This is a genomic window from Streptomyces sp. NPDC002671, assembly GCF_053592475.1.
Genome location: NZ_JBSFVU010000030.1, coordinates 70,727 through 85,616, shown reverse-complemented (window position 1 = coordinate 85,616; position 14,890 = coordinate 70,727). Strand labels below are relative to the sequence as shown.

General features: G+C 67.9%; 16 protein-coding genes and 4 pseudogenes. 15 read left to right on the top strand and 5 right to left on the bottom strand.

Translation table 11 applies throughout. The features are described from left to right. The first annotated feature begins 293 nt into the window (after window positions 1–293). On the top strand, window positions 294–614 hold the full coding sequence (locus ACWD35_RS35150; RefSeq protein ID WP_451355402.1) for a WhiB family transcriptional regulator: 321 nt from the start codon (window positions 294–296) through the stop codon (window positions 612–614). 486 nt (window positions 615–1,100) lie between these two features. Here ACWD35_RS35150 and ACWD35_RS35145 read toward each other — a convergent pair whose 3' ends face one another. Both ACWD35_RS35145 and ACWD35_RS35140 read right to left on the bottom strand, forming a co-directional pair. Continuing rightward, window positions 1,101–1,742, bottom strand: coding sequence for a hypothetical protein (locus tag ACWD35_RS35145; protein WP_451355401.1), 642 nt, complete (start codon window positions 1,740–1,742; stop codon window positions 1,101–1,103). Window positions 1,743–2,433: 691 nt separating this feature from the next. After that, window positions 2,434–3,006 (bottom strand): HutD/Ves family protein, encoded by a 573-nt coding sequence (locus tag ACWD35_RS35140; protein ID WP_451355400.1) that lies wholly within the window; start codon window positions 3,004–3,006, stop codon window positions 2,434–2,436. Window positions 3,007–3,164: 158 nt separating this feature from the next. Here ACWD35_RS35140 and ACWD35_RS35135 point away from each other — a divergent pair, with 158 nt between their 5' ends. From ACWD35_RS35135 to ACWD35_RS35075, 13 genes and pseudogenes are all read left to right on the top strand, one after another. Continuing rightward, window positions 3,165–3,365, top strand: a complete 201-nt coding sequence (locus ACWD35_RS35135) for a hypothetical protein (protein ID WP_451355399.1) — start codon at window positions 3,165–3,167, stop codon at window positions 3,363–3,365. Between the two features lie 316 nt (window positions 3,366–3,681). Then, window positions 3,682–4,524 carry a transposase gene (locus ACWD35_RS35130; protein WP_451355398.1) on the top strand — a complete coding sequence of 281 codons (843 nt, stop codon included), beginning with the start codon at window positions 3,682–3,684 and terminating at the stop codon, window positions 4,522–4,524. Next, the gene (locus tag ACWD35_RS35125; protein ID WP_451355397.1) at window positions 4,521–5,009 is read left to right on the top strand and encodes a transposase; all 489 of its coding nucleotides are present in this window, start codon (window positions 4,521–4,523) and stop codon (window positions 5,007–5,009) included. Before ACWD35_RS35130 ends, ACWD35_RS35125 begins: the two co-directional genes overlap by 4 nt. Before the next feature lie 93 nt (window positions 5,010–5,102). After that, a complete protein-coding gene (locus tag ACWD35_RS35120) occupies window positions 5,103–5,894 on the top strand; it encodes a class I SAM-dependent methyltransferase (RefSeq protein WP_451355396.1) in 792 nt (263 codons plus the stop codon). A gap of 142 nt (window positions 5,895–6,036) precedes the next feature. After that, a pseudogene (locus tag ACWD35_RS35115) lies at window positions 6,037–6,162 on the top strand (IS630 family transposase); the annotation flags it as partial. After that, window positions 6,154–6,793: pseudogene (locus ACWD35_RS35110) on the top strand (transposase family protein). The pseudogenes ACWD35_RS35115 and ACWD35_RS35110, both read left to right, overlap by 9 nt. Window positions 6,794–6,941: 148 nt before the next feature. Next, window positions 6,942–7,262 (top strand): VOC family protein, encoded by a 321-nt coding sequence (locus tag ACWD35_RS35105; protein WP_451355395.1) that lies wholly within the window; start codon window positions 6,942–6,944, stop codon window positions 7,260–7,262. 65 nt (window positions 7,263–7,327) lie between these two features. After that, a pseudogene (locus ACWD35_RS35100) lies at window positions 7,328–7,549 on the top strand (helix-turn-helix domain-containing protein); the annotation flags it as partial. Window positions 7,550–7,739: 190 nt separating this feature from the next. Beyond that, a complete protein-coding gene (locus tag ACWD35_RS35095) occupies window positions 7,740–8,312 on the top strand; it encodes a transposase (protein ID WP_451355394.1) in 573 nt (190 codons plus the stop codon). 118 nt (window positions 8,313–8,430) lie between these two features. After that, window positions 8,431–9,162: a dienelactone hydrolase family protein gene (locus tag ACWD35_RS35090; RefSeq protein WP_451355393.1), complete on the top strand. Its 732-nt coding sequence runs from the start codon at window positions 8,431–8,433 to the stop codon at window positions 9,160–9,162. 294 nt (window positions 9,163–9,456) lie between these two features. Beyond that, entirely contained in the window at window positions 9,457–9,810 is a 354-nt protein-coding gene (locus ACWD35_RS35085; protein WP_451355392.1) for a DUF6191 domain-containing protein, read from the top strand. A gap of 115 nt (window positions 9,811–9,925) precedes the next feature. Then, window positions 9,926–10,420, top strand: a complete 495-nt coding sequence (locus tag ACWD35_RS35080) for a DUF3995 domain-containing protein (RefSeq protein WP_451355391.1) — start codon at window positions 9,926–9,928, stop codon at window positions 10,418–10,420. A gap of 41 nt (window positions 10,421–10,461) precedes the next feature. Beyond that, window positions 10,462–11,148, top strand: a pseudogene (locus ACWD35_RS35075) (IS982 family transposase); the annotation flags it as partial. Window positions 11,149–11,212: 64 nt separating this feature from the next. On the opposite strand, the gene ACWD35_RS35070 reads toward ACWD35_RS35075, so the two are convergent. From ACWD35_RS35070 to ACWD35_RS35060, 3 genes are all read right to left on the bottom strand, one after another. Then, window positions 11,213–12,046 carry a PIG-L family deacetylase gene (locus ACWD35_RS35070; RefSeq protein ID WP_451355390.1) on the bottom strand — a complete coding sequence of 278 codons (834 nt, stop codon included), beginning with the start codon at window positions 12,044–12,046 and terminating at the stop codon, window positions 11,213–11,215. Between the two features lie 345 nt (window positions 12,047–12,391). After that, a complete protein-coding gene (locus ACWD35_RS35065; protein WP_451355389.1) occupies window positions 12,392–12,886 on the bottom strand; it encodes a hypothetical protein in 495 nt (164 codons plus the stop codon). 273 nt (window positions 12,887–13,159) lie between these two features. Next, window positions 13,160–13,777, bottom strand: a complete 618-nt coding sequence (locus tag ACWD35_RS35060; protein WP_451355388.1) for a TetR/AcrR family transcriptional regulator — start codon at window positions 13,775–13,777, stop codon at window positions 13,160–13,162. Window positions 13,778–13,932: 155 nt separating this feature from the next. On the opposite strand from ACWD35_RS35060, the gene ACWD35_RS35055 reads away from it, so the two are divergent. Beyond that, on the top strand, window positions 13,933–14,841 hold the full coding sequence (locus tag ACWD35_RS35055) for an NADP-dependent oxidoreductase (protein WP_451355387.1): 909 nt from the start codon (window positions 13,933–13,935) through the stop codon (window positions 14,839–14,841). Window positions 14,842–14,890 lie beyond the last annotated feature (49 nt).

Below are 14,890 nucleotides of genomic sequence, written 5' to 3'. Positions count from 1 at the left end.
CCTCACGGAACTCCGGATCGAACTTCCGTCGCTTCTCCGCCATGACTCCCAACTTCCCCTGCAGTCACGGTCTTCACGCTACGAGGGGAGGGACATTTTGCTCCGGCCCGCTCGGTCATGCTCAGCTGCGAATCTGCATGCCGGTGTCACTCGGTGATGGGCTGTCACCCGATGGGATGGCTGCCCGAGAGCGGTGTTCCCCACGCGGGGCCGGTTGTCGTACGGTCTCAACTGCGTGTTCCGCAGGTGGGGGAGCGGGGCGGGCCGGTTCGGGGAGAGGGGACGGCAACAGGGTGGGCGCGGATGAGGAGTGGAGCGAGCACGCGGCATGCCGTGCGGCCGATCCGGACGAACTGTTCGTCGAAGGAGCCGCGCAGCACGGGGCGAAGGCGATGTGCACGGGCTGCGTGGTGCGGACCGAGTGCCTTGCCTACGCCCTCGACAACCGGATCGAGCACGGGATCTGGGGCGGGATGACCGAGCGGGAACGGCGGGCTCTGCTGCGGCGCCGGCCGACGGTGAGCTCCTGGCGCAGGCTGCTGGAGGCGGCGCGTGCGGAGCATGACCGGCCGGCTCGCCCGGGCGACGACGGACTCTCGGCCACAACGGGCTGAGTCTGCGGGCCGCTGTCGGCGGCCGGTCTTTCTGCGCAGCGAGTAGGGCTGTGAGCTGGGATTGTGCAGATGGACTGGTTGGCTGACCGTTCTTGATCACCCAACGAAGGCCGCGTCCCGTATCGGATCGGCGCGCTGCAGGGTGCTAATACGGCACGTTCCACAACGCGGTCGTGTGGGCATCTCGGCGCCCGCCCCGCCAGGCGGAGCAGCGTGGGCGCAGTCGGCCCCAACTCGCCACCGTGGTCTCATGATTGACCGATGGTGCCGGTTGCGGGCCTGGTGGACCCTGGGCTCGCGGTCGTGGCAGATCCTGGTGTGCTGAGCCACCGGGCTCGGGGCGGCCATCGCCCTGCCGCTTGCCGTGCCGCTGTTCCCGGAGGGAGGGTGGCGCCTAGCGGCCCCTGTGTGCACCGCCGTCTGGCGCGCGCGACGCACGTCAGACGCGCAGCTGTACGTGACAGCCCGCTGTGGGGCTGTCGTCCGTCACTGCGGGTCTTGCTGCGCATCCGGGAAGGCGGCGATTCCGGCCTTCAGCGTCCGCCATGCCGCCCGCTGCCGCTGTTGGGTCTCGCCTTGGTCGACCATGATCCTCAGGTTCGCGATCTGCTGATCGATGCGCCAGGCACGATACGGCTCCCGTGGCCTGAGCTCGTCTAGCCTGCGAGCCGCCGCTGCGATGCGTGCCGGGGTGGGCATGGGCGCCCACGACGAGACCGGTGGCGATGCTGTGTTCGGATTGAGCAGCACCTCGCAGGTCTCCATGATTATGACTTCGCCCCAGTGTTCTGCCGTGATGGGCTGATCGCTGAGGTACCAGGCCGCCGGGTCGCCGCCGGCGGCTTCCACCGCCGCCCGGTTGCTGCACAGTTCGCGCCACAGCGGCCAGTAGAACACCGATGGCGCCGGGGCGACGCAGATCCTGACGACGGTCCGGCCCGCGTCCTGAAGTCCGGTGGCCTCCGGGGGGCCGTCGGTCAGCCACGCCTGTCCAGACCGGCTGTCCATGTGGTCTGCCGCATGGGATGTGGTGTCGATGAAGCCAGACGTGCGGATCTCGTCCCAGCATGCGGGGCTCGTGTAGTGGAAGAGGGCGCTTGAAATCGTCGCCGCGTCAGTGTGTGCCACCCGTCCACGATCCCATGCACAGCACCTGCCGCACTGTTGATGCCGATCCGGTGACAGCGAAGATCCCGACGGGCGGGGACGTGCTGACGTGCAATCCCGAGCGCCACCGGCCCCTCCTGTACGGCTGGGAACTGTCCTTGCCGCGAGCGCGCTGCGCGGCACCGACCCACGCCTGGTCTCGGTGTTGGCCGGTGAACTCGCCATGGGGGACGAGCCTCCGGCGTGGCGCAGGTCGGCGCCGCGGGAGTCGGGCTCGGAGCTCCAATCGCACGCCGCTCACTTTGCCAGGCGGGCGATCGTCTCCCTCCGCATGGCCCCGCCCTCTATCGCTGGCAGCGGTAGTGGGCGGAAGGAACGCTTCACCCTTGGCGGCTGGACCATCGATCTGCGCTCCGGACAGCACCGCCGCGCCCACGCCAAGACAGCCGCAGGCGTAGCCGTCGACCAGCGGGCCCCAGCTCGCCGCCTGCCTCACCGCCGCCCGCAGTGCCATCAAGAACAACTGGACCACGGTCTGCAGTCCCAGCGACCTTTGAAACAAGGCCGGTTACCGGGGAAGTTCGGCGGCGTGATGGATGGTGACCCCTGGCACCGGCTGGGGACGTTCACGAGTACCCGCACTGCGGACTCACGCACCCCCAGGCAGGTCGGAGAGGGTAAAGGAGTACCGGCGGAGCATGTTGATGCCGGGTCAGTCTGATCCACGGTCGGCGATGGTGACCACTGCGAGAACCCCGTCGACGCCGATGTCGTCGTTGTCCCCCTCGGCGAGCAGTACGGCATCCAGGCGGTCGAGTCGGACGGACTGCCGGCCAAGGGAGGCCGCCCCTTGAAGAACCACTGCCAGCACGCACGTTCCGGCTTCCGGCCGCACCGTGACGCGGTCGCGCACGATCCGGACCCGCGCAGTCGCCTCGGCGCGCCGCACCATGACGTTGAAGTCGACGATCGGAGCGCCGAGCAGCTCGCACAGAGTGCCGGAGTCACCGGAGAAGGCGAATGGCTCGTACGGGGTGGCCATCACGTGCGGGGCGCCGTCGACCGTCAAGGCCATGCCGGGACCGTCGACGATGGTGATGATCCTGTCTACGCCCTCGAAGACGGAGAACGGTCCGCTCTGCGCGACATCGGCAAGGCTGACACGCCAGACGAAATCGCCGGTCCCCGCCCCCTCCGGGCGGGCGGCCACCTCGGAGGTGACACCTCCGCCGTTCTTCCACGGGGCGGGTGTTCTCTCCTGCGCCCGCAGAATCTGCAGAGCCATGCGCTTTCCTTCCGGATGGGACGGCCGCGGAGCCCGTTCCGCCGGCTCGGCGGCGGACAAGACGAAAGGACCCCGCAGGTCGGGCTGAGAACCTGGACCGTTAGGCCCGCGGCACCGCACTGTACGCGACGCTCCCCCAACGCCTCGCAGGAGCTCGCATGACCAGCATCGGCCGCTACCACCTGCCGCTCGCCATCGGCGGCCGGCCGGTGCAGCACGGCTGGTGGAACCGGGAGGAGACCGCGCGCGGCACATTCCGGCGCTGGGTCGGCGAGTACGGCAGCATGCCCGATGCACGCCTGACCCTCATCGACGAGGAGATCACCGGCGTGCTGGCCACCTGGCCGCAGTCGCGGTAGATAACAACTACCGCGAGATGAAGCGGGCCACCAAAAGAGACGGCGCCGGCCTGAGCCTCTACCGGGTCACCCGCGAACTGCAGCTACTCCTCGCGCTCTGGACCGACGCCTGCCTCACCTGTCACCGCGACATGCCAGAACCGATATCAACCTGACCAAGCACTACTAGGCACTGCCTCATGTGGGCTCTTGGAAATTGGTGGGGGTTTGAGCGCCGGACGGGGTTCCACTGTGGACCCTGACCGATAGATGCCGGCAGCTCTCGTAGATCATGTTGTTGTCGAAGCAAGATGATCACAACAGAAGAGCTACGGACGTGGCAAACGATACGACGCGGTTGTTGGGCCTTGACGGCCTGGCCGTGGTCGGGGTCGCCGACGACACCGACGGGCCGGTGGTGCACCTGGTCACCGCTGATGAGCGGGCACGCCACTGCCCAGACTGCGGCGCCCGGGCGCGGCGGTCGAAGGGCCGGCGGGTGACCCGGCCGCGTGACCTATCGGTCGGCGGCCGCCGACCACGGCTGGTGTGGGCCAAGCGCCGCTGGCGTTGTGACGAGCTGGCGTGCCAGCGTCGCTCGTTCACCGAGTCGGTCCCGCCAGTACCGCCACGTAAGCGGCTAGCCACACGATTACGGGCTGCGGCCGGGGCGGCGGTGGCCGATCAGGGCCGCACGGTCGTCCAGGCGGCCCGCGACTATGCGCTCTCCTGGCCGGTCGTTGCGGCGGCGTTCACCAGTCACGCCCGGGCGGTGCTGCCGGCCCAGCCCGAGCCGGTGCTGCCGGCCCAGCCCGAGCCGGTGCAGGCGCTCGGTATCGACGAGATCCGCCGAGGCCGGCCGAGATGGATCCCCGACGAGGCCACCGGGATCTGGCAGACCGCCGTGGACCGTTGGCACGTCGGCTTCGTCGACCTGTCCGGCAAGCAGGGCCTGCTCGGGCAGGTCGAAGGCCGCACCGCCCAGGCGGTCATCGCCTGGCTGGCCGACCGCGACCAAGCCTGGCGCGACGCGGTCCAGTACGTCGCGATCGACATGTGCACGATCTTCAAGTCGGCGATCCGCCGGGTCCTGCCGCAGGCCACCCTGGTCGTGGACCACTTCCACCTGGTGCAGCTGGCGAACCAGACCTCACCGAGGTCCGCCGCCGGGTCACCGTGACCCACCGCGGCCGCAAGGGCAACCGCGAGTGGGAACTGCGCAACCGGCTCACCCGCTCCCCCGCCCGGATGCGCGGCGAGCACGTCGACGCCCTCCTCGACGAGCTGTCCAACCTGCCCTGGGTGATCGGCGCGCCGATCACCGTCGCGTGGAACGCCAAGGAAGACCTCCTGGACCTGCTTGCCACCGCCCGGACCCGCCCGGACCGGAAACAGGTCCGCGATCTGCTGTACCGGTTCTACCGCCGATGCGCCGACGCCGACCTTCCCGAACTGCAGCGCCTAGCCACAACCGTCGAGACACGGTGGCCAGAGATCCTTGCGTTCCTGCACACCGGGATCACCAACGCCGGCTCCGAAGGCACCAACCGGGTCATCAAGACAATCGCCCGCGACGCCTACGGCTTCCGCAACCCCGGCAACCAGCGCTTACGCACCCGCTGCGCGGCCACCCGTCGAGCCCGTGGACACCTCGATGCCCGCTAATTTCGTTGAGCCCGCACCCTGCAATCGTGTTGGCTAGCGGCACCGAACTGTCAGTACCGCAGGTGTCCGCTTGGCTGTAGCAGGGAGTTAAACGTGCAGGACATTGTTGTCGACCCGGTTGCCCACAATCGGGCAGCCTGGGACAAGTATGTCCAAGAGGGCAACGAGTGGTCGAGGCCGGTGAGTGCTGAGGATGTCGAGCGCGCCCGCATGGGCGACTGGTCGATTGTTCTCATCGGGCGTGAGCCAGTCGACCGCTCCTGGCTGCCGACGGACCTGACCGGCAAGGACGTGTTGTGCCTGGCCTCCGGCGGTGGCCAGCAGGGTCCGATCCTCGCCGCCGCAGGGGCGCGGGTCACCGTATTCGACAACTCACCCCGCCAGCTCGGCCAGGACCAGATGGTGGCGGCGCGCGACGGACTCGAGCTGCGCACCGTCCTAGGCGACATGCGCGACCTCAGCGCCTTCGGCGACGCAACATTCGACGTCGTATTCCATCCGGTCTCCAACCTATTCGTACCAGACTTGGCAGCGGTGTGGCGTGAGTGCTTCCGCGCCCTGCGACCGGGCGGAACTCTGCTCGTGGGCTTCCTCAACCCTGATGTGTACTTGTTCGACCACGAGGCGCTCGACGAGCGCGGCGAGCTGATCGTCGTGCACAAGCTGCCCTACAGCGATGTCACGCAGTACTCCGCCGAGGAACGCGCCACGAAGTTCGGCGCGGATGCCGCTCTTGAATACAGCCACACCCTCACCGACCAGATCGGCGGGCAACTTGCCGCGGGGTTCGTCCTCACCGGCTTCGCGGAAGCGCCGCACCAATCCAACGCATCCGCTCAATACATGTCGAACTATTTTGCGACGCTGGCGGTCAAGCCGGGCTGACCCAGCCGTGGGGCCGGCCGAGACGGCCGTGTCTCCGAATGGCCAAGTGGAGCGCTGTGCCAGCCCGACCCCCCACCACTGACCTTGTTGGCGTGATGTCGCGGGGGCTGACAAGCCGTGGTTGTCGCAGTAGGCCGGTCACATGAGGTATCCACAAGGGGGCGGGCTGACCGCGGAGCGACGGGCCTTTCGCGAGCACATCCGGATGCAGGCGGCCGAGTCATTCGCCCTGGGAAACCGTCTCCACCGGAGGCTTCGTGTGCTTGTTTACCCGTCCGGGCTGGACCTGTCCAGCTCTGCTTTGCGCTTCCTCACCGTTCGCCTGGGGGAGCATCGCCGCGTGCTCGGCACCGCTGGCGGCGCCTGAGCGCCGGCCGGCAGGCCCTGCTCACCCTCTCCCACCTTCGCAACGGCCACCCCTACGCCCAGCTAGCGGCCGGGTTCGGTATCGGCACCACCACCGCCTACCGCTACATCACCGAAGCCGTCGAGCTCCTGGCCTCACTCGCCCCGAGCCTGGCCGAGGCGGCCCGGGCAGCCTCGACGAAGGCGTACGTCCTACTGGACGGCATCCTTCTGCCGGTCGACCGGATCGCCGCCGACCAGCCCTTCTATTCCGGCAAGCACAGGAAACACGGGATGAACGTGCAGGTCATCGCCGACCCTTCCGGACGTCTGCTGTGGGCTTCAACTACTGGGGCCGGTGGGAGACCCTGTCCACAGGCCAGCAGGCGGTCAACCGTTCCCACGCCAAGATCCGGGCCCTCGTCGAACAGGCCATCGCCACCCTCAAGTCCTGGCGGCTTCTGCGCAAACTGCGCTGCTCGACCACCCGCATCACGAGCCTCGTCCAGGCCATCCTCACCCTGCACGCCGCGCAGGTTGGAAAGGTTCAGTGAGGGTGCGGCGACTCCAACGGCACCTGCCCTCAACTTCCTTGTGGAGAACCGGGCTACCTTCCTCCGATGAGTTTTGGTCACGGGAGTGGTCCAACTTCCGAAACGACTGTGAGGAGTGATCCGAGTGGACCTGTACAGCATCATGTGCGTGAGTGATCGGATCAAGGCACTGGAGTGGTTCGAGGCGTTCTTCGGGCGCCCAGCGGACGAGATCATCGGCGAGGAATACCTGTGGCAGCTCGGTGAGAACGCATGGGTTGTCGTTGACGATCGGGACATGCGCGCTGAGCGAGTAGGCGGAGCCATGATCACGCTCGGCGTGAACGACCTCGACGACATCCTGGCCCGACTCGCCGCACACGGGATCGACCACGAACCGGTCGAGACCTACAGCAATGGCGTGCGCCACGTCGTCGTGCTGGACCCCGACGGGAACAGCCTGTCGCTCGCCGAGGCGCCCACTCGGTGAGTTTCTCCAACCTGTGCGGTGTGCTGCGCTGCGCCTGACCTGCTCAGTTTGAGGTTGGAAAACGCTCGCTGTTTGCGGTGCTCGAGCAGGAGCTGGCCAAGGGGCCGGTCGCGCACGGCCGGCCGGACCAGACCTGGATGCTGGCCCGGATCAAAACGCTGATCGGGCGCCGCTTCCACAAGAGCATGACCCTGCCGGCCACCGCGCACATGCTGCACCGGCACGGCTTCAGCCACCAGGTCCCGGCCCGCCGCGCGCTGGAATGCGACGAGGAAGAGTTCGACGGTTCTCGTTGCGCTTGAGTGTGGGTTGTCCGTTTCCGCGGCTTCCCGGTCGGCTGGGGGTGCGGTCTGCTGGGAAGCGTGAGTGGGCGCCAACCGTACCCGAGTGATCTGCCGGATGAGGCATGAGAGCTGATCCGGCCAGTCATCACGGCCTGGAAGGCGGGGCACCCCTCGGTCAACGGTGCGGGCCTCGGTGAACGCGCCGAAGGAGACGACCGGGCTGGTTACGGGCAAGAGGAGCCCGGGCCGCAAGAGGGGCATCGCCACCGACGTGCTCGGCCTGATCATCGCCGTGGTCGTGGTCACCGCGAGCGTGCACGACAACGCGTTCGGCATCGCCCTGCCGGACAAGGTCGCCGCCACCGCACCCACGGTGACCAAGGGCTGGGTGGATGCCGGGTTCAAGCAGGCCGTGGTCGAGCACGGCGCGCGCCTCGGCATCGACGTGGAGAACGTCCAACGTAAGCCCGGGGCAAGAGGGTTCACCCCGGAACCGAAAGGTGGGTGGTGGAGCAGACGTTCGGCACCCTCCTGCTCCACCGCAGACTCGTGCGGGGACTACGAGACGCGGCCGGCCGACGGGCTGCGCGCCAGGGATGTCTGTCGTGCCCTTGGCCTCGGCACCGAGCCACGGCACACCGAAGGCATGCGCGCCAAGCTGAAATGCCTGGTCAACCGCGGCATCCTCACCGAACCAGAACCCGAACCCGGCCTGTTCACCCTCACCCCGCCGGCACCGACCACCCCAGAGACCGACTCAAGCTGAAATCATACGAATTGGAGGCCGTGGAGGGGCGCGGCCTGCTGCTGGTGGAGGCCCTGGCCGCCGAGTGGGGCGGGGCTAGGATTGCGTCGTCGTTGAGCAATCGAGGCATGGGGGACTGATGACTGGTCAGTGGGAGAGACTCGGCAAAGCGGGCGGCATCGAGGCGTACGTGCACCGACCGGTGGGTGAGGTGCGGGGCGCCGTGGTGGTCTGCTCCGAGCTTTACGGAGTGAACGCCTACGTCCGCGACACCTGCGCGGAGTTGGCGGCGGCCGGGTACGTTGCGCTGGCGCCCGACTACTACTGGCGCAGCGCTCGCCGCACCGAGCTCGGCTACTCCGCCGAGGAGCGCGAGGACGGCTTGGTGCTGATGCGCGCGCTGGATCGGGACGAGTTGGTGGCTGACGCCTCTGCGGCGCTGGCGGCGGCGCGCACTGAAGCCGGGGAGCGGGGCGTGGCCTTCCTCGGCCTGAGTATGGGCGGGCACATCGCGGTGCGGGCGGCGACTGAGCTGAGCTTCGAGTTGGTCGCGGTGTTCTACCCGGGTTGGCTGCTGAACAGCGGCTTCCCGCTGGTCGGCCCGGTGCCTCCGTTGGAGACCAGCGAGCGGATCGCCGCGGGCAGCGCATTCCTGCTGGGCTTTCGCGGCGAGCTGGACCACATCATCCCGGCCGAGGAGTGGGAGCAGGCCGAGCAGCGACTCACCGAGGCCAAGGTGCCGCACGAGCTGGTGACCTACCCGGGCGCCCGGCACGGCTTCGCCTGTGCAGACCGCCCGGACGACTACGACCCGCAGGCCGGGGCGGACGCGTGGCGGAGGGTCTATGCCGCTTTGGAATCGCATCTGTAGGGCCGCTTCTGCCAGATCATCGGATCGTTGGTCTGTTGTGTCGTCGAGTGATGCCTAATGGGCGTGCATCGAGCCGCTGTTACCGGAGCGGGCGTCGAAGCGGGGCGGGTGGTGGCGGGTTCAGGGCTAGGTGATCCCGTACCAGCAGTCCGGTCCCGGCCCGTTCCAGCCGAACCTCAAGACGATCAAGTCCGATGTGTTTGATCGCCTGCGACGGCCAACTGAGTGGCGGGCGCGCTGGGGGCTCGAACTAAGGCGCGGGAACTTCCGGCACAGGCGCCGCGTTTCTCCCGCATGCTGGCTATGTGGGGCGCCGCGCTTCCGGCGCTGGCCTTTCTCCTGTTCGTCTGCGGCGCGGCCGAGTTGATGATGCGACGATTCAAGCGGCGCAGTGTCCTCCACCGAGGCCACGGTCCTGAGCACCGCCCCTTGACAGGATCCGCGTTCAACGAATTCGACCTGGTATTCAACGGCAACAAATCGATCGAGATCGAGCAGCAGCAACATGAGGCGAACCGCCGCGATGACCAGGACGACGGTGCCCCGCCGCACACGCGTATCGACCTGGCCGGTGGCACGGCCCGCATCGTCCTCCCGCCCGACCGCGAGGCCGTTCACCGGCCGCGCGGGGGTGCGCAGCAACCCTGAGGAGCCCCATGGCAAGCTCCTCTGACCGGCAACTGTGAGACCGAGGCGGCGTTCCCTTCAAAGGATCCGCACCCTTCTCGTGGTGGCGTGCCACGGCAGTGGCATGCTCCTCGCTATGCACGAAGATCGGCAGGGCAGGACAACGGCGGGGGTGTGGGGGCGTATCGCGTGCGCCTGGGCGGTCGCCTTCGCCACGCTTCATTTCTACTGGGCGCTGGGCGGCAACTGGGGTCTGAGTGTCTCGGCGGGGCCCCTGGCCGCGGAACGCCCGGCGTGGTTCGTGGCGGTGGGCTTGTGGGGTGTGGGGGTGCTGTGCCTTGTCGGCGGTGTGCTGGGATGGCTTCTCGCCCGGCCGCGGCCTCGTGGCCTGGCCGGACGGGTGGTCAAGGCTCTGGGCTGGTCTGTTTGCGCTGTACTGCTGGTGCGGTGCATCGCGGTTGAGATGCTGTTGTTGACCGACACAGCGGGCCAGGAGGCAGACGTAAGTCCGGAACAGCGGCTGTGGACGCTGGTGCTGTGGAATCCCTGGTTCCTGGTCGGCGGTCTCGTCTTCGGCCTGTCCGCTCGGGAGTTCGGAAGAGTGGACGGTTCGAGTGGCGGAACCGCCTGAATGGCGCCGGGGATCACGAGCAGACTATCCAAGATCATTGTGTGACGAACGACCTGAACACCCTACTGACCGCACTGTACGTGAAGATCGACGACGAGCTGGAGACATGCCGATGGATGGGCAGGCCACCGCAGCTGACCGACTCCGAACTGGTCACCCTCGCAGTCGCCCAGGCCCTGCTCGGCTTCCACTCTGAGACGCGCTGGCTGCGGTACGCGAACAGGCACCTGGCGTCGATGTTCCCGTATCTGCCACAGCAGCCTGGGTACAATAAGCGCCTCAGAGCCGCGTTGCCGCTGGTGAAGAAGCCGATACGGATGCTCACCGTCGACACGGACTTCGGGTTCGACACCCACTGGATCGTGGACTCCACGCCAGTGCTGTGCGGGATGTCGCGGCCGACGGTGAATGGGTCAGAGCTGGCCGGCTGGGCCGGATACGGGTACGGCGTCTCCCATTCCCGGGTCTTCTGGGGCCTGCGTCTGTACCTGGTGTGCACCCCGGTCGGCATGCCGATCCTGTCGGCACTGGCGAACCCGGAGCTGGACGAGCGCGAAGTGCTTCAGGCCATGCTCGACCTGGACCCCGATCTGGTGGCCGAGCGGTCGGCTCTGCTGCTGATCGCAGACAAGGGCTTTGCCTCCAAGGAGTTCGAGACCGATCTCGCCATGCGTGGCACCGAACTGCTGCGGCCCTCGTTCAAGCGGGAGAAGAAGCGCCGGGGTGACGGACCGGGGGCCCTCGGAGTGAGCGATCGTGCCCCTCTTCGTGGCCCCCGGGTAGGCGGGCGGATCAGCGCAGTCCGGCGAAGAGGTCGTTCTCGGGCACGGCCGCGCCGGTGGTGTCCCGGACACGTACGAAGGTCTCCACGCCCATCAACTCGGTGAACCTCTCCTGGCCCATCTTGAGGAAGAAGATGTTCTCGCCCTGGCTGGCGTGCGCGGCCAGCGCATCGAACTTCTGACCGCCGAACGCGGTGGTGTCCACCCAGGTGGTGATCTCCTCATCGGGGAGTCCGATCTCGGCCATCGCGGCGGCTTCAGCGGGATCCGGCTCCTGCCAGTCCCCACCGAACTCGCGCATGGCCTCCCCGAATCGCTGCATCATCGAGCGGGGCGCCGTCGTCCAGTACACCTTCGGTGTCAGCGCGGTCATCGCCAGCGCCGCCATCGTGATGCGGTTGGCCTGGATGTGGTCGGGGTGGCCGTAGAAGCCGTTCTCGTCGTAGGTCACGACCACATCGGGTTGGTAGCGCCGCAAGAGTTCCGCGAGTCGGGCAGCGCCCTCCTCCACGGAGGTCTGCCAGAAGGATCCGGGGGCGTCGTTGGTCGGCCAGCCCATCATCCCGGAGTCGGCGTAGTTCAGCATCTCCAGATTACTGACCTTCAGGACGTCACAGCTTGCCTTGAGTTCTTGACGCCGCATCAAGGCGACGGCCGCCGGATCGTGACCGGGATCGCCCGGCTTGACACCCCCTGGTCCGTCGCCGCAACCGCCGTCTGTGCACGTCACGAGGACCGTGCGGATGCCCTCCGCCGCGTACCGCGCGAGGACACCTCCCGTTCCAGTGGCCTCATCGTCGGGGTGGGCGTGAACCGCCATGAGTGTCAAGGGCCGGTCATTCATGAAACAGTCCTCCTGTGTGAAAAGGCCTCGGTCCGGGTCCGCGGCGGGCGTACCGCGGACCCGGGGGCCCGGGTCGCGTCGGGGCGGACGACCTTTTGGTCTTCCTGTTCCCCGTCGCGCGGCGCCGGTCCCTCGGTCAGTGCAACAGCGCGAGCCAGACTGGCTGTTCCCGCCGCGCATGGGAACACCCCTGGGCCTTGGCGCTCGTTCCGGTGCACTTCGCTTCTCGTATCCGAGGTGACCAGCGCAGCGATCCCGCCCACCTGTGAACCCATCTGATTCGATGGCTTCCGCCGCGGTCGGCCGTGGCGTGCCTGCCCGGGCTACGGGCACCGGCCGACGCTTCTATGCGAGAGCCACCGGCGACTCCGACGCCCTCGCGGCGTACGCGTCGAGGGCCTGCCGCAGACAGGCGGTGGTGAAGCCGGGAAGCGGCTTCCTGTTACCCGCATAGCGAGCCCTGATCTTCCCGCCGTTGGACCGTTCCACGCCGACCTTACGAAGCAGTGCGCACAGATCGGGGCCGATGGTGTTCTGGTTCCATCCGAGCGCCACGGCAAGATCACGCGAAGTCATCTCCTGCTGTGCGCTCTTCGAAACGACCAAGTAGGCCTGGAACAGCAGCGCCGGGGTGCCTTCGGGCACCAGCCCGCCGGCCAACACCCGGGGCCCGGTCCCCACGCCTTGTGCGGCAACATGAGGTTGTGTGTCCGGTCCTTCCGCGCACGCACCCTCATCAGCGCCGGAAGGCACGCTCGCCACAAGCCCGTTCGGCGGCGGATCGTCCTCGATACCGCTCAGCAGACGTCCCAGCTCGGCCCACGTGACACCTGCCGACACCGCTGCCCCGACCAACTCCCTGATGCGCCGGCTCTCCCCTTGTGCCTGGCCCCATAGATCAACGTGCCTTCCACCAAGGCGTTGTGCTCCTGGATAACGAAGATCAGGGACAAACCGGATGCGGTCCGGCGGGGGGTCTCGGTCTCTCAGAACTGCTCATTTCTGCGAGTGCGAAGCGTGATACCCCTCCCCAAGGTTCATCGCGACGCGGCCCCCGGCGTAAACAGCTGTTCTGGGCGGCGCGGCGGTCCGGTCTCGGCCACGCGTCTGTGATCAGGTTTTGGTCGGGGTGTGTGGCTGCGGCAGGGCGCCCTCACGTTCCAGGCTGGCGAGCCACTGGGTGACGACGGCATTGATGAAGGTGTCGGTGACCTGGCCGCGGTCGAGGAAGAGCCGGGCGAGGACGGGCCCGTAGAGCATCGTGTATTCGTCGTCGTCGATCTGGACGCCGGAGGGTTCCAGCAGTTTGTTCAGGGCCGCGTGCCGGTCCTCGCCGATGCGGACAAGGGCCTGGGCGCTGTCGGGGTCGTGATCTGCCTGGGCGGTGACGGCGAGGACGGCGGTACGGATGGCGGGGTCGCTGATGCCGTTGCGCAGGCTTTTCAGCCAGGCGGTGGCCACAGCGCGCACGTCGCTGCCCGGTTCGGGGTAATCGCCGAAGTCGGGCCCTTCGAGGATGAGGTCGAAGAGCAGGGCGGCACGGTTGGGCCAGTGCCGGTAGAGGGTCTGGCGGGTGACGTCGGCCCGCTCGGCCAGCAGGGCATAGGTCAGTCCGGTCGGCCCGACCTCGGGCAGCAGCTCACGCGCGACGGTCAGGATGCGGGCGCGGGTGCGCTGGACGCGCGGGTTGCTCAACGTCGGTTGCCGGCGATGGACGGGCGTGGAGGACATGAAGCCATTCTATCCAAGAATCATACGTCATGTGTGATGAGCGCCACAGTTGCTGGGCTTCATCAATCACACGTGCTGTGTGATACACCGGAAGGGCAATCACACGCACTGAGTGATTCAGGGTGTGTACGTTTCCTTTCTTCCGGGAGTTCCTGATGTCCACTGCGATCACTTTCTCCGAGTACGGTGCGCCCGGCGTGCTGAGGCTCTCGGAGGTCCCGACGCCGGAGCCTGGTGCGGGCCAGGTCCGCGTCCGCGTGCGGGCGAGTGCTGTGAACCCGATCGACGTGCGGATTCGTGCGGGGATGATGCAGGGCGTCTTCCCCGTCGAGTTCCCGATGGTCCCGGGCTGGGACGTCGCCGGTGTGGTCGACAAGGTCGGCGAGGGTACGAGCTTCGCGGTCGGCGACGAGGTCCTCGGCGTCGCCTCGGTCGGCGGCTACAGCGAGTACGCGCTGCTGGGCCGGCCGTTCGCCAAGCCCAAGGAGCTGTCGTTCGAGACCGCGGCCGCGATGATCACGGTCGGTGAGGCTGCCTACCGGGCGATCAAGCACCTCGGCGTGCAGCCGGGGCAGACGCTGCTGATCCACGGTGCGGGCGGAAGTGTCGGCACCATCGCGGTGCAGCTGGCCGCCGCGCGCGGTATCGCCGTGGTCGGCACCGTCGCCGAGCAGGACATCGAGCGCGTCAGCGGCCTCGGCGCCACCACCGTCCGCTACGGCGAGGGCTGGGTGGAGCGCGTGAAGGCCGCGGCTCCGGGCGGGATGGACTTCGTGTTCGACGCCTCAGGTGCGGGCGTGCTCGCCGAGTCCGTCGCCCTGGTCGGCGACGCCGGGCGGGTCATCACCATCGCGGACCCGTCCTTCGCCCAGCACGGGGTGCTCTTTACCGGAATGGACCCGGCCGACCGGTTTCCGGAGGCCCTTCCGCAACTGGCCGACTTGATCGCCGCCGGCAAGCTCGACGTCCCGGTGTGGCGGGCCTACCCCCTGGCGGAGGCCGCGCAGGCCCACGCCGACATCGAAGCACGCCGCAACGAGGGCAAGGTCGTCCTCCTTCCCTGATTCCGAAGCCGCCGCCTCGCCGTACCCCCCGTGCGGGCGGGCGAGGCGG

Excerpts from the sequence above, each read along its gene's own strand:
- ACWD35_RS35080 (WP_451355391.1), top strand. The coding sequence starts at position 9,926 with ATGCACGAAGATCGGCAGGGCAGGACAACGGCGGGGGTGTGGGGGCGT.
- ACWD35_RS35090 (WP_451355393.1), top strand. The coding sequence starts at position 8,431 with ATGACTGGTCAGTGGGAGAGACTCGGCAAAGCGGGCGGCATCGAGGCG.
- ACWD35_RS35055 (WP_451355387.1), top strand. The coding sequence starts at position 13,933 with ATGTCCACTGCGATCACTTTCTCCGAGTACGGTGCGCCCGGCGTGCTG.
- ACWD35_RS35140 (WP_451355400.1), bottom strand. The coding sequence starts at position 3,006 with ATGGCTCTGCAGATTCTGCGGGCGCAGGAGAGAACACCCGCCCCGTGG.
- ACWD35_RS35060 (WP_451355388.1), bottom strand. The coding sequence starts at position 13,777 with ATGTCCTCCACGCCCGTCCATCGCCGGCAACCGACGTTGAGCAACCCG.
- ACWD35_RS35085 (WP_451355392.1), top strand. The coding sequence starts at position 9,457 with ATGCTGGCTATGTGGGGCGCCGCGCTTCCGGCGCTGGCCTTTCTCCTG.
- ACWD35_RS35070 (WP_451355390.1), bottom strand. The coding sequence starts at position 12,046 with ATGAATGACCGGCCCTTGACACTCATGGCGGTTCACGCCCACCCCGAC.
- ACWD35_RS35135 (WP_451355399.1), top strand. The coding sequence starts at position 3,165 with ATGACCAGCATCGGCCGCTACCACCTGCCGCTCGCCATCGGCGGCCGG.